The organism is Bradyrhizobium sp. STM 3809 (genome assembly GCF_000239795.1).
Taxonomy (GTDB): Bacteria; Pseudomonadota; Alphaproteobacteria; order Rhizobiales; family Xanthobacteraceae; genus Bradyrhizobium.
Genome location: NZ_CAFJ01000090.1, coordinates 1 through 13147 on the forward strand (window position 1 = coordinate 1; position 13147 = coordinate 13147).

12 protein-coding genes are annotated in these 13147 nt (G+C 65.9%); 6 read left to right on the top strand and 6 right to left on the bottom strand.

What is annotated here, in order from left to right; all coding sequences use genetic code 11:
• From BRAS3809_RS04790 to BRAS3809_RS04810, 5 genes are all read left to right on the top strand, one after another.
• A partial coding sequence (locus BRAS3809_RS04790; protein WP_035655280.1) for a transporter substrate-binding domain-containing protein occupies positions 1-624 on the top strand: 624 nt, incomplete at its 5' end.
• A gap of 97 nt (positions 625-721) precedes the next feature.
• Complete coding sequence (locus BRAS3809_RS04795; RefSeq protein ID WP_008960974.1) at positions 722-1438, top strand: aspartate/glutamate racemase family protein; 717 nt, start codon at positions 722-724, stop codon at positions 1436-1438.
• Positions 1439-1443: 5 nt separating this feature from the next.
• The gene (locus BRAS3809_RS04800; protein WP_008960975.1) at positions 1444-2103 is read left to right on the top strand and encodes an amino acid ABC transporter permease; all 660 of its coding nucleotides are present in this window, start codon (positions 1444-1446) and stop codon (positions 2101-2103) included.
• A 35-nt stretch (positions 2104-2138) separates the two neighbouring features.
• Positions 2139-2930, top strand: a complete 792-nt coding sequence (locus tag BRAS3809_RS04805; protein ID WP_008960976.1) for an amino acid ABC transporter ATP-binding protein — start codon at positions 2139-2141, stop codon at positions 2928-2930.
• 18 nt (positions 2931-2948) lie between these two features.
• Positions 2949-4283: an NAD(P)/FAD-dependent oxidoreductase gene (locus BRAS3809_RS04810; protein WP_008960977.1), complete on the top strand. Its 1335-nt coding sequence runs from the start codon at positions 2949-2951 to the stop codon at positions 4281-4283.
• A 178-nt stretch (positions 4284-4461) separates the two neighbouring features.
• Here the strand turns inward: BRAS3809_RS04810 and BRAS3809_RS04815 are convergent, their stop codons facing one another.
• From BRAS3809_RS04815 to BRAS3809_RS04840, 6 genes are all read right to left on the bottom strand, one after another.
• Positions 4462-5157 (bottom strand): class II aldolase/adducin family protein, encoded by a 696-nt coding sequence (locus tag BRAS3809_RS04815; RefSeq protein WP_008960978.1) that lies wholly within the window; start codon positions 5155-5157, stop codon positions 4462-4464.
• Positions 5154-6572 (bottom strand): FGGY-family carbohydrate kinase, encoded by a 1419-nt coding sequence (locus BRAS3809_RS04820; RefSeq protein WP_035655282.1) that lies wholly within the window; start codon positions 6570-6572, stop codon positions 5154-5156. Before BRAS3809_RS04820 ends, BRAS3809_RS04815 begins: the two co-directional genes overlap by 4 nt.
• Before the next feature lie 8 nt (positions 6573-6580).
• The gene (locus tag BRAS3809_RS04825) at positions 6581-7588 is read right to left on the bottom strand and encodes an ABC transporter permease (protein WP_035655291.1); all 1008 of its coding nucleotides are present in this window, start codon (positions 7586-7588) and stop codon (positions 6581-6583) included.
• Positions 7585-8589 (bottom strand): ABC transporter permease, encoded by a 1005-nt coding sequence (locus tag BRAS3809_RS04830; RefSeq protein ID WP_008960981.1) that lies wholly within the window; start codon positions 8587-8589, stop codon positions 7585-7587. Before BRAS3809_RS04830 ends, BRAS3809_RS04825 begins: the two co-directional genes overlap by 4 nt.
• Positions 8582-10066, bottom strand: a complete 1485-nt coding sequence (locus tag BRAS3809_RS04835; RefSeq protein ID WP_008960982.1) for a sugar ABC transporter ATP-binding protein — start codon at positions 10064-10066, stop codon at positions 8582-8584. The genes BRAS3809_RS04830 and BRAS3809_RS04835 overlap by 8 nt, the downstream gene beginning before the upstream one ends.
• Before the next feature lie 152 nt (positions 10067-10218).
• The gene (locus BRAS3809_RS04840; protein WP_008960983.1) at positions 10219-11220 is read right to left on the bottom strand and encodes an autoinducer 2 ABC transporter substrate-binding protein; all 1002 of its coding nucleotides are present in this window, start codon (positions 11218-11220) and stop codon (positions 10219-10221) included.
• A gap of 547 nt (positions 11221-11767) precedes the next feature.
• Between BRAS3809_RS04840 and BRAS3809_RS04845 the strand changes: the two genes are divergently transcribed.
• Positions 11768-13126: an NAD(P)H-dependent oxidoreductase gene (locus BRAS3809_RS04845; RefSeq protein WP_035655293.1), complete on the top strand. Its 1359-nt coding sequence runs from the start codon at positions 11768-11770 to the stop codon at positions 13124-13126.
• Positions 13127-13147: the final 21 nt, after the last annotated feature.

Here is a 13147-nt window from a genome sequence, read left to right on the forward strand (position 1 = left end):
GCGACCGAGCTCGCCAAGGCGATGGAAGCCGAGGTCGAGATCATCGAATCGACCTGGGGCAACTCGGTGCTGGATCTCCAGGCCAACAAGATCGACATCATGTTCGGGCTGAGCCCGACGCCGTCGCGGGCCCTGATCGTGGAATTCACCCGCCCGATCATGAACAACACCTTCACCATCATCGCGAAGCCTGGCTTCGAGCCGAAATCATGGGAAGACCTCAACAAGCCCGAGGTCAAGGTGGCCGTCGATATCGGCTCCACCCACGATCTCTATGCGCGGCGCACGCTGCCGAAGGCGACGTTGGTTGCCCTCAAGACCCCGGACGAGGCCGTGCTGGCGGTGCAGTCGGGCCGGGCGGACTGCCTGATCCAGGTCGCGATGCTGTCGCTGGTGACCGTCAAGAAGAACGCGAAGGTCGGCAAGGTCATCATCCCGACGCCGGTTGCCGCGCAGCCGACCTGCTGCGGCGTGCGTGTCGATTCCGATACCCGCTTCCGCACCTATGTCGACAACTGGCTGGAATATAGCCGTGCACTCGGCGCGCTGCGCGAATGGATCCTGGCGAGCCTTTCGCTCGTGAACATCCAGGAGCAGGACATTCCTCCGGGCCTCCAGTTCTGATGCTGTCGATTGACCTGCCCGCGTTCATTCATGGCGCGGGCAGTTTTGCATCGGCACCACGCTGAAACGGCGCGCATCGCTGTCGAAAGGACACGGCTTGACGCAGAACGAACGACATCCTCCGCTCGGCATCATGATGCTCGATGCAGCGATCCACCGTCCGCCGGGGGACGTCGGCCATTCCGCAAGCTGGCCGTTCGATGTGATCTTCAAGATCGTTCCGGGCGCATCCGCGCGCAAGGTCGTCGGCGGCGATGACGCCGACCTCCTGGATGCGTTCGTCAAGGCCGGTGACGAGCTGCATGCGGAGGGGGCGATCGGCCTGACGACGTCATGCGGTTTCCTGGCAGCGCGCCAACGCGAGCTTTCCGCGCGGATGAAGCTGCCGCTCGCCACCTCGAGCCTGCTGCAATTGCCGGTCGTCGAGCGCTGCCTGCCCGCGGGCCGCCGTGCGGGTGTGATCACCTACGATGCGAAGGCTCTGACGGAGAGGCACTTCGTTGCCGTCGGCGCCGATCCGGATACGCCGCGAGTCGGGCTTCCTCCCGACGGCGCGTTGCGCGCGCATATCGAAGGCGGTCGCCCCTATGATCGCGAATGGCTGCGGCGCGATGTCTTTGCAGCCGTCCGGACGCTTCTCTCCGGTGATCCGAACATCGGTGCCATCGTGTTCGAATGCACCAATCTGCCGCCGTTTTCCGCCGAGGTGTCGCGTGAATTCGGAGTGCCGGTTTACGACGTCATCACACTCGGGCGCTGGTTCTATGCGGGGCTGACCCAGGCCGCCTATTCGCAATCGTTTGGCATGGGATAGGTGCGATGCACTACGAATGGAGCTTCGGCTTCCTGTTGCAATACAGCAAGCTGATCGGCGTCGGAACGGCCTATACGATCGGCTTCACCATCATCACCGCGATCACCGGGTTCATTGTCGGCTGCATCGTGGCGATCGCGAGCCTGTCCAACATGCGGCTGATCTCGTCACCCCTAGTGATGCTCGTCGAGATCTTCCGCTGCACGCCGGTGCTGGTTCAGCTGGTGTGGATCTACTACGCGCTCCCGGTCCTGATCGGCGTCGAGCTGTCGCCTGCGGTGGCGGCGTTCATCTCGCTCAGCCTCTATGGCGGCGCGTTCTATTCGGAGATCATTCGCGGCGGCATCGTCTCGATCGATCCCGGCCAGTGGGATGCCGGGCGCGCCCTCGGCATGCGCCGCTTCGACCTGATGCGGCGCATCGTGATGCCGCAGGCCCTGAAGCGGATGATTCCTCCGCTGGTCAACCAGGCCGTGCTGCAGCTGAAGAACACCTCGCTGCTCTCGGTGCTGGCCGTTCCGGACCTGCTGTATCAGGGGCAGCTCATCACGTCCGCCACCTACCGGCCTCTCGAGACCTACACGATGATCGCGGTGATCTACTTCATCATCCTTTTCCCGATGACCCGTGTCGCGCGCGTACTCGAAGCGCGGCTTGCGCATTGAGGTTGGCGATGTCAACGAGTGAGGCAAAAGCTCCGATGTCCGATGTCGCGATGATCGAGCTCCTTCACGTGAAGAAATCCTTCGGAGCCGTGAGCGTGCTGAAGGACATATCGCTGCGCGTCCCGCGCGGAGGCGTCGTCGCGCTGATCGGGCCCAGCGGCTCGGGCAAGTCCACGCTGCTCAGGTGCCTCAATCTGCTGACCATCCCGGAAAGCGGCGTGATCCGCGTCGGTCAGAGCACCATGGACTTCACCAATGGTCATAAACTGCCACGCGACAAGGAGCTCGCTGCGTTCCGGGCGCGGACCGGCATGGTGTTCCAGAACTTCAATCTGTTCCCGCATATGTCGGCCATGCAGAATGTGATGGAGGGGCCGGTCACGGTTCTGAAGGTCCGGCCGGATGAGGCGCGCAAGACGGCGCTGGCGTTGTTGGACAAGGTCGGCCTGAAGGACAAGGCGGACGTCGCGCCGGACAAGCTGTCCGGCGGCCAGAAGCAGCGTGTCGCGATCGCGCGTGCCCTGGCGATGAAGCCGGAGGTGATGCTGTTCGACGAAGCGACATCGGCGCTCGATCCCGAGCTCGTCGGCGAGGTCCTGGCGGTCGTCCGCCAGCTCGCGGCCGAGGGCATGACGATGGTGCTCGTGACGCACGAAATGGCGTTCGCACGCGAGGTGGCCGACACCGTCGTCTTCATGCGCGACGGCGTGGTGGTGGAGGACGGGCCGGCACGGCAGGTGATCGATACGCCGCGGGAGGCCGCGACGCGCGCCTTCCTCAGTCATTTCCATAGCGGCCGGTTGCCGGCAGCCGCGGCCAGCGCGTAGCGACGCAGATAGCTGCCAATGGCACAGAGTCAGAAGCCGCTGCGCATCGCAGTGATCGGCGCCGGCATCGTCGGCGCGGCCACGGCCTGGGAGCTGATCAAGGACGGTCATGCCGTCACGCTGATCGAGCCGGACGAGCCCGGCGGACCCCAGGCGGCGAGCTATGGCAACGGCGCCTGGATCAGCCCCGCGTCGATCATCCCGATGTCGATGCCCGGTCTGTGGCGCAAGGTGCCGGGCTATCTGCTCGATCCGAGCGGGCCGTTGGTGTTGCGCTGGATGGCCTTGCCGTCGCTGGCGCCGTGGCTGTGGCGCTTCCTCGCGGCCGGTTGGACCGTGCAGAAGGTCGAGCACACGGCGCGCGTGCTCGCATCGATCTTGCGCGATGCTCCGCAGCGCCACGCCGATCTGGCGGAGGAGATCGGACGGCTCGATCTGATCCATCGCACCGGGCTGCTCTATGCCTATCGCGATCGCAGGGCGTTTGCGGAAGAGGGCCTGGCCTGGCGACTTCGAAAGGACAACGGGCTGCGATGGCGCGAACTCGAAGCCGAGGCGTTGCGGCGCCGCGAGCCGGATCTCAGTCCGGACTACCGCTTCGGCATCCTGGTCGAGGACGGCGCCCATTGCGCCGATCCCGGCGCCTATGTGGCTGCGATCGTGCAGGCGGTGTGCGCGCGAGGCGGCGTTCTCGTCCGCGCGCGCGCCAACGGTTTCGTCCTGATGAATAGCCGTCTCGAGGCGGTGGCGACCGATCGCGGCCAAATCGCCTGCGATCGCGCCGTGATCTGCAGCGGCATTCGCTCCAGGGCGCTTGCGCGTGCCGCAAGCGATCGCGTCATGCTCGCGAGCGAGCGCGGCTACCACGGCGTGATTGCGTCACCGCAAGCCGGCCCGCGCTGTCCGGTCATGCCGAGCGATGGACGCATGGCCAACACGCCCACCGCTGCCGGCCTGCGGCTCGCTGGGCAGGTCGAGCTCACGCATGTCGACGCCGAGCCGGATTGGCGGCGCGTCGAGATCCTCGTCCAACACGCGCTGAAGACCTATCCAGGACTTGGGCCACGCGAGCGCCTGAAGATCGAACGCTGGATGGGGCATCGGCCCTCGACGCCGGATGGCCGTCCGGTCATCGGAGCGTCCTCCGCATCTCCGGATATCTTCCACGCCTTCGGCCATGGGCATGTCGGCCTGGCCTCGGGTCCGATCACCGGGCGCATCATCGCCGACCTCGTGTCCGGCAAGGACGCACCGATCGATATCAGGCCGTTCGCCATATCGCGATTTGGCGCCCTCGGTTGCTTTTGGTGGACTAGCCTGCCCTCCGATGGGAGAAGAGTGCCTCCGGAATAGTGGGCTCGCGTATCGGATCCGGCTACCAACTTCCTCCATGCGACTTCTGCTCTGCGCGAATTTGCCTCGCTGCCGATCAGCGAGCTAAGACGGTCAGAAAATTCAAGCGTCCGCTGGCGGACGAGTCGTCAGCCTGCGACGTCGGGCAGACCACGCATGCACCCGGCGTCCGTTCGTTTCAGGGCGACTTCCGCCGGGGCACATCGCCTACGTCATCGAGATCCGGCGCCTGGCCGTAGCCCATGCGGCGGATCTGCTCGTGGACCTGGGCCATGTCGGCTTCGGTCAGGCGCGGCGGCTCGCCGATGGCGAGCGCATGGACGTACATCTTGGCGAGCGTCTCCACTTCGACGGCGAGCCAGAGCGCCTTTTCGAAGGTCGGCCCGGTGACGATCAGCCCGTGATGGCCGAGCAGGCAGGCTTTGCGTCCGTCCAGCGCGGCGAGCGCGTGGTCCGACAGTTCCTGGGTGCCGAAACAGGCATAGGGCGCACAGCGGATATCATTGCCGCCGGCGACTGCGACCATGTAGTGGAAGCACGGAATGGCGCGCTCGTGAACGGCCAGGATGGTGGAGAAGGTGGAGTGCGTATGCAGCACGACATTGACGTCGTCCCGCGCCTTCAGGATGTCGCGATGGAAGCGCCATTCCGATGACGGCCGGTGATTGCCCTCATACTCGGCGGAAAAATCCATCGCGACGATGTCGTCCGCGGTCATGTGCTCGTAGGGCAGCGAGGTCGGCGTGATGAGCATGCCGCCGGGAATCCGGTGCGAGAGATTGCCCGAGGTGCCCTGGTTGAGGCCGGTGCGATTCATTTCCCGGCAGGTGTCGACGATGCCCTGGCGAAGGTCGGCGTGGTGGTCCGTGATCATGCTGATAGCTCCGATTGGACAAGCCAGGTTTTATAAGCCTCGAGCACTTGCGTGCGGTCGGCGCCATCGTCGAGCGGGACGGCCTCATCGAGCACAACGCTCGGGACCGGCGCGGTGCGGGACGAACGCTTCCACAGCAGCGCGGCGCCGAGCGCGGTTCCATCGCGCGACTGGCTCCGCGACACGCGCTGATCTGGGCGCAGCGTCGCCAGTGCCCGCGCGAATGGCTCGTTCGCCGCAAAGCCGCCGTCGATGATGACGTGCCCGGTGCTCGCCAGCGCGTCGAGGCATTTGCTCGCGGTGAACGCCGCATAGAGTGCCGCCAGCGCCTGCCACTCCGCGGGCGCCATGGGCGACGGGCCGACGATGCGGCCGCGCCTGCCGGCGCCGGGAAATAATCCGTCGTCGCCGACGAAAGAGGGCAGCGCCAGCGTCCGCTGCGCGCACAGCCTTGGCATCGCTGCCAGCACCGCCGCGTCGTCGGCCAGGTGGTCGCGCCGGATCAGCTCATATTCACGTCCCGTCATGGTCAGCGTGGACGGCACGGGTTCGCCGTCGACATCGACGTTGAGCACCATGGCCCGATCGGGATCGAGCTCGGCCGGATCGAGGCCGCGGTTGAAGCAGATCATCCAGGTCCCGGTCGACAGCACCGAGACGTCGCGCAGGCCGGCGGCCTTGTAGCGGAACAGATTGGCGTTGGAATCGTGCACGCCACACAGGATCTCCGTCGCCGCGGGCAGGCCGGTGCGGCGGCTCACCGTGTCCGACACGGACCCGAGCACGGTCCCCGCCGCCTCGCGCGGCGGCAACAGCCGGTCCCAGCCGCGCGCGCGCATGATCGAGGACGGCTGCTCGCGGATCGCGTCCCAGATGTGCCCCTGCGCCGCCAGTTGCGAAATTTCACTCGCGGCCCGGCCGCCGAGCCGCATGGCGAGATATTGTGCCGTGGTGAGATAGCAGGTGGCCCGGGCAAACTCGGCCGGAAACGCGGTCTGCTGCCAGAGCAGCTGCTTGGCCAGCCGCATCGCGCCCGCACCGTTGGAGCAGAACACCTCGCCGTAGGGCGGCGCCATTCTCTCATAGGCATCGTCGATCTCGGGCGGCGAGACCGCTTCGTAGTCCATCATCGGCAGCACGGCCGACTGGCCGTCGGTGAGCACTGCGGAGCAGCCATGCGCGGTCGCGACCACGGCCGCGATGGCGTGACGCCGCGCCACCTCGGCCAAGGCATCCAGGAACCAGCCTTCCAGCGCGGCCAGGTCGTAGGCGAGATAGCGGTCGGAGGTCGTAGCAGAATTTGGAACCGACAGCGTCTCGATCGGCCAGCCGTCATCGCTCGCGACCAGGAGCTTGAGGTTGCTCTTGCCGACGTCGAGCACGGCGATCCTGGCTGGTGCGGCGGCGCCGGGCATCGCGGTCCTCACCGTCGCAGCAGGGCGCGCAGATGCGGCACGGCGGCCACCGCGATCAGAATGCCGCCCCAGATCGCCAGCGTGAGGAACTGGCTGAGGTTGAGCAGATTGAAGGCCGACGAGATCATCTGAAGAATCGCCAGCGCCAGGACCAGGCCGCCGACCTTGCCGAAGCCGCCGAACGGATCGACCCCGCCCAGCACCGCAGCCAGGATCGTGACCAGAAGGTAGCTCTCGCCATAGGCGGCGTTGGCGGAATTGAACCGCGCCATCATCACGACAGCGGCGACGCCGGCCAGCAGGCTCGAATAGACATAGAGCCGCAACAGCACGGCGCGGGTATCGACGCCGGAATAGCGCGTCGCCTTCTCGTTCGACCCGATCAGATAGACCTTCGCGCCGAACGGCGTGGCGTTGAGCAGGATCGCCACCGGAACAGCGCAGAGCGCGAAGACGACGAGGGCGAACGGCACGCCGAAGATGGTGCCGTTGCCGATGAAGATGATGGGATCGGGAAATCCGGAGATCACGTTGCCGCGGGTCAGCCCGATCGCGACCCCCTTGCACAGCGTCATGGTGCCGAGCGTCGCCAGGATGGGCGACACGTTGAGATAGGCGATCACGTAGCCGTTGATGAGTCCGATCAGCCCGGCGACGGCGAAGCCGGCGGCGATCGCGACCAGCTGCCATCCCACCCAGGCGATGCCTTCGCTGCCGGGCACCGTGCGCGTCAGCATGAATGCGATGGTGAGGCCGGTGAGATTGGCCGTGGCGATGATCGAGAGATTGAGTCCCCCGGACAGCAGAGCGAGCATCATCGCGAGCGACAGGATGCCGAGCTCCGGCATCTGAAAGGCCATCGATTGCAGCGTGCTCGCCGAGAAGAAGCGGTCACCGATCACGAGCGCGAACACGACCCACAGCGACACCAGCAGCAGGGTCAGCGTCCCGATGGTGCCGCCGCCCAGAGAGCGGCCGACGCGCTGGAGCCATGAGAGCGAGGTTTCCTGCTTCATGCGCGCACTCGTCTTGCGCGCCGTTCGCGCTGCGACCACGCCGTCACCGACACCGAGATCAGGATCACCAGCCCGACGAACAGCTGCGACCAGTAGGACGACACGCCGAGCAGGATCAGTCCGTTCTGCAGCACGGCGAGCAGGGTCAGCCCGAGGAACGTGCCGAGCACCGTCCCGACACCTCCCGACAGGCTGGCGCCACCGAGCACCACGGCGGCCACGACGTCGAGCTCCTTGCCGACCAGCACGGTGGGGGCCACCGATTGGGCGAGCTGCGCCTGCACCAGCGAGGCGGCGCCCGCCATCACGCCCATGTAGCAATAGACCAGCATGTTGAGCCGGAAGGTGTGGAAGCCGAGCCGCTGCGCCGCGTCCGGATTGCCGCCCATCGCGTAGACTTGGCGGCCGATATTGGTGCGGTTGAGCAGCAGCCAGGTGATCAGGAAGCTGACGCCGAGGACCAGGATCTGCAGGTTGACGCCGTAGGAGCTGGTCTTGCCCCAGTCGAACTCGAACCAGAAGATGCCGGTCGCGAACCAGTCGGGCAGCGAATAGATGTATTTGCCGCCGGTGACGAAGATCAACAGGCCGTAGAAGATGTTGAGCGTGGCCACGGAGACGATGATGGAGGGAATGCGCAGCTTCTGGATGAACTGAGCATTGATGGCGCCGAGCGCGAGGCCGGTGCCCATCGCGATGGCGAACACGGTGAACCAGTTTGCGCCATAGGCATTGGCGAAGGCCAGCGCGACATATTGTGCGACCGACGCAGTGGCCGTGAATGAGATGTCGATGCCGCCGGCGATCAGCACGACCAGCAGCCCGAGCGCCAGAATCCCGACGAACGCATAGGAGGTCAGCAGATCGAACAGATTCTGCATGGTCAGAAACTGCGCGTTGGCGACGCCGAGCCCGGCGCAGAGCAGCAGGATGACCGCGAGCAGCCAGAACTCGTGGCTGCGCCGGAACCGTGCGAGGGCGGCTTTGAGGCTGTCAGGCATTGACCGCCTGTCGCAATGCCGGTTCGGAGGTTTGCGAAGCCGGAACGTCCAGGGTCAGCCGTCCGTGCCGCATCACCAGCACGCGATGGCTGTGATAGAGCACCTCGGGGATCTCATCGGAGATCAGCAGCACCGCGACGCCGGCGTCGGCGAGCCGGCGAATGACCTCATAGATGCCGTCCTTCGCGGAGATGTCGACTCCCACGGTCGGACTGTCGAGGATCAGCACGCGCGGGTTGGTCGCCATCCACTTCGCCAGCACGACCCGCTGCTGGTTGCCGCCGGACAGCGTCTTCACCGGATTCTCGGGATCGGACACTTTGATACCGAGCCTGGAGACCCATTGCGCGACGTGATCTTTCCGCGTCCCGGCGCTGATCAGCCCAAGCCGGCCGGCCAGGCGTTCGAGAACGGTGAGCGTGAGGTTCGAGGTGATGGACTGGTCGAGAATGAGGCCCAAAGTCAGCCTGTCCTCGGGGACGTAGGCGATGCCCTGGCGGATCGCCTCCGCGTTGGAGGCGAGCGTGACCGGCTTGCCATCGAGCAGGATGGCGCCGCGATCGGGCGGGTTCATGCCGAACAGCGACAGCGCCAGCTCGGTGCGACCGGAGCCGAGCAGGCCGGTGAGGCCGAGGATCTCGCCGGATCTCAGGGTCAGATCGATGTCCTCGTAGTCGCCGTCTCGACCGAGCCCCTTGATCTCGAGCACGACCGGGGCCGCCGAGACATGGTAGGGCTGGATGTCGTAGTCGAAGGCGTGGCCGGTCATCAGATGGCTGAGCTTGCGGCTGTCGATGGTATCGGCGGCGAAGGTGCCGACCTTGGCGCCGTCGCGCAACACGGTGACGCGCTCGGCGATCTCGAGGACTTCGTCCAGCCGATGGCTGACGAACACGATGCAGATGCCGGCGCGCTTGAGTTCGCTGACCAGGGCGATCAGCGCATCGACCTCGTGCCGGGTCAGGGACGCCGTCGGCTCGTCCATGATGATGAGCCTGGCATCCGCCGCCAGCGCGCGGCAGATCGCGACCAGCTGCCGTCCGGCGATCGGCAATTCGGCGACCTTGGTGTCCGGATCGAACTCGGCCCCCACCTTGGCCATCGCGTTCAGCGCAATGGTGCGCATCGCTGTCCAATCGACCGTCCGCAGGCCGCCGAGATGCTGGCCGATCGCAATGTTCTCCGCCACGCTGAGGTTGGGAAACAGCGACAGGTCCTGATAGATCACCTGGATGCCGCAATGCGTCGAGCGCACCGGATTCAGATGCGGATAGTCCTGGCCTGCGATCGAGATCCGCCCGCCGGGTTCGGGGGCCTGCACGCCGGAAATGATCTTGATCAGCGTCGATTTGCCGGAGCCGTTCTCTCCGACCAGGCAATGCACTTCGCCGGCTTCCAGGGTCAGGTCCACATTGCGAAGGGCATGGACGCCGCCGAAGCGCTTCGAAATGCCGGACATGTCCAGGAATGGCGCCAAGGTGTTGGTCTCGAACTGACGAAAGATGCCGGGACGATTCGCGGCGAGGATGACGTGCGCTGCGGGCGAGGGCCCGAACGCGTGTGATCGGAAACGGATGGGATCGGCAAAGTCGCGCTCCGGGCGCAGTGCCCGGAGCGCGCTGCGATGGGTCAGAGCCCGCCGGCGATCAGGCCGTCGACGGTTTCCTTGTTGATCCGCATGATCTTGTCGACCTTGATCTGCTTTCCGGCCACGTCCACCGCCGCCTTGCCCAGGCCGGGCACCTCGACGCCGTCGGTGATCGGCTTGCCGTTGAGTACGAGCGAGGCCACGGCGACCATCGCGTAACCGGCATCCGTCGGATTCCAGAGGAAGCCCTCGCGGATGATGTCGTCGTTGATCAGCGCCTTGGCCTGGCTCGGCAGCACGGTGCCGACGATGGCGATCTTCTTCTGCAGACGCTGTTGGCGAACCGCATTGCCCGCGCCGATCGGTCCGTTCGAGCCGAAGCCGAGAATGCCGGCGAGATTGGGATAGGCCTTGATGACGTCCTGCGTGGTGCGCTGGCTGGTATCGATCTCGTCAGCGCCCGGAAAACGGTCGGCGACGAGCTTCATGTCGGGGTAGTTCTTCTTCTGGTAGGCGATGGCGGCGTCGGCCCACTTGTTGTGCAGCGGTGTCGTCAGCGTGCCGACATAGACGACGTATTCGCCCTTGCCGCCCATGTCCTTGGCCAGCCGCTCCATCTGCACCTCGCCGAAGCGGACGGAGTCGATCAGTTCGACGTTCCAGTCGCGCCCTTCCTGCTCCGGACCTTCATGGGTAATGACCTTGATGCCCGCGGCCTGTGCGCGTTTCAGAACCGGCTCGCACACCTTCACGTCGAGCGGCACGAGGCCGATGACGGCCACCTTCTTCGCGATCAGGTCTTCCAGCAGCTTGACCTGCTGCGCCGGGTCGACATTCGCAGGGCCGACCATGCTGGCGTTGATGCTGAAATCCTTGGCGCCCTTCTGGATTCCCTTTTCCAGCGCATTGAACCACGGAATGCCTGCGATCTTGACGACGGTGACCATTTCCTTCGGAGTGTCGGCCCAGGACAGGCTCGGCAGGCCGGCAACGGACAAGGCCGTCGCACCCCCCATCAGCTTGAGCGTTTCGCGTCTATTCATTATTCCCTCCCAGGAACATCTTTCTGACATCGCTCGCATCTTCTCGGCACGCCGGAGCGGAGCTTTTTCGTCGGATCCCATGAGAACGCCGGATGAGACCACCAGCCGGGCCATGTAAGCCGCACCATCAAGACTAGAGGCTGCTCCTCTCGTGTCAAGCGAACGCGCTGGCGCAGCGCGTAGGCGCCGACATCTGCGCTGCAGCAAGAAGCCTTGCTCCTACACCATTGCGGACGAAAGAAAGCGAGCATGTCGCGCGGGCGTCAGGCTGCGCCGGGCGCAGCAACCGGCGGGAGGCCCTGCGATGGCGACGCCGCGCGTCACAAATCGACAACGTGAGACACAAGAGCGCAGCGACGGCCGCGGCAAGAGACGAGGCCGAGCGGATCGTTGGCACCGAATGTGCGCGGCCATATTTGGCCCTGCGATAGATCCGATGTGCATGCCAGACCATCGGCCGGATTCATCGATCTTCAAGGGCGAATCCGTCGTTCTCATTTCCGCTCCGCCGGGTGAAGATCGCGCCTTCGACAACGGAGATTCGGCCGTGAACCTCTACGCCAAGCTCATGGAGCGCGCGGTGGCGCGCCGGCCCGTCAGGGTGGGACTGATCGGCGCCGGCAAGTTCGGCGCCATGTATCTGCACCAGGTGCCGCGCACGCCCGGCATCCATCTTGTCGGCATTGCCGATCTGTCGCCCGCGCGCGCCGTCGAGAACCTCGCGCGCGTGGGCTGGTCGGCGGAGCGCTACGCGGCGGCCTCGCTCGAGGAGGCGCTGCGGCGAGGCACGACGTTCGTGAGCGACGATTGGCAGTCGCTGGTCGCGTGCGGCCCGATTGACGTGATCGTCGAGTGCACCGGCAACCCGATCGCTGCGGTCGAGCATTGCCTCGCGGCGTTTGCCGCCGGCAAGCCGATCATCAACGTGACGGTGGAAGCGGACGCCTTCTGCGGGCCCGTCCTGGCGCACAAGGCCAGGCAGGCCGGTGTCATCTACAGCCTTGCCTATGGCGACCAGCCGGCGCTCGCCTGCGATCTCGTGGATTGGGCACGGGCCTGCGGCTTTCCCGTCGTGGCGGCGGGGCGCGGCCACAAATGGCTGCCGCACTACCGCGAGTCCACGCCCGAGACCGTGTGGGACCATTGGGGGCTCACCGCCGAGCAGGCCGCGCGCGGCGGCATGAACCCGAAGATGTTCAACGCCTTTCTCGACGGCTCCAAGCCTGCGATCGAGTCGGCCGCGATCGCCAATGCCACCGGGCTTGAAGCCCCGTCGGAGGGCCTCGCATTTCCGCCCGGCTCGGTCGACGACATTCCAGCGCTGATGCGGCCGCGTGCGGAGGGCGGCGTGCTGGAGGCGAAGGGACAGGTCGAGGTCGTGTCGTGTCTCACCGCGGACGGGCGCCCGATCGCCAACGACATCCGCAAGGGCGTCTGGGTCTGTTTCGAGGGCGACAGCGACTATGTCCGCAACTGCTTCGAGGAGTACAAGGTGGTCACCGATCCGAGCGGCTGCTACATGAGCTCGTACAAGAAATGGCACCTGATCGGCCTAGAGCTCGGCATCTCCGTCGCCTCGATCGCCCTGCGACGGGAGCCGACCGGGGTCGCGACCTGCTTCAATGCCGATGTCGCCGCGACCGCCAAGCGCGACCTGCAGCCCGGCGACATGCTGGACGGCGAAGGCGGCTATACGGTCTTCGGCAAGCTGACGCCGGCCGAGACCGCGCTCGCCCATGGCTATCTTCCCCTCGGGCTCGCGCACCAGGTGCGGCTGGTCCGCCCGGTGGCCAAGGATGCGTGCATCAGCTGGGCGGACGTCGCCATTGACGAGACCCTGCCCGCGGTGCGGCTGCGCCGCGAGCAGGAGGCCATGCATACGCCGGTCACGCGCCGGCACGCGTAACCACCGACGCGCTGTCCCGGG

Bases quoted from the DNA above. Each gene is read 5' to 3' on its own strand.
- BRAS3809_RS04810 (WP_008960977.1), top strand. From the start codon at position 2,949: ATGGCACAGAGTCAGAAGCCGCTGCGCATCGCAGTGATCGGCGCCGGC.
- BRAS3809_RS04840 (WP_008960983.1), bottom strand. From the start codon at position 11,220: ATGAATAGACGCGAAACGCTCAAGCTGATGGGGGGTGCGACGGCCTTG.
- BRAS3809_RS04805 (WP_008960976.1), top strand. From the start codon at position 2,139: ATGTCCGATGTCGCGATGATCGAGCTCCTTCACGTGAAGAAATCCTTC.
- BRAS3809_RS04820 (WP_035655282.1), bottom strand. From the start codon at position 6,572: ATGCCCGGCGCCGCCGCACCAGCCAGGATCGCCGTGCTCGACGTCGGC.
- BRAS3809_RS04825 (WP_035655291.1), bottom strand. From the start codon at position 7,588: ATGAAGCAGGAAACCTCGCTCTCATGGCTCCAGCGCGTCGGCCGCTCT.
- BRAS3809_RS04830 (WP_008960981.1), bottom strand. From the start codon at position 8,589: ATGCCTGACAGCCTCAAAGCCGCCCTCGCACGGTTCCGGCGCAGCCAC.
- BRAS3809_RS04800 (WP_008960975.1), top strand. From the start codon at position 1,444: ATGCACTACGAATGGAGCTTCGGCTTCCTGTTGCAATACAGCAAGCTG.
- BRAS3809_RS04815 (WP_008960978.1), bottom strand. From the start codon at position 5,157: ATGATCACGGACCACCACGCCGACCTTCGCCAGGGCATCGTCGACACC.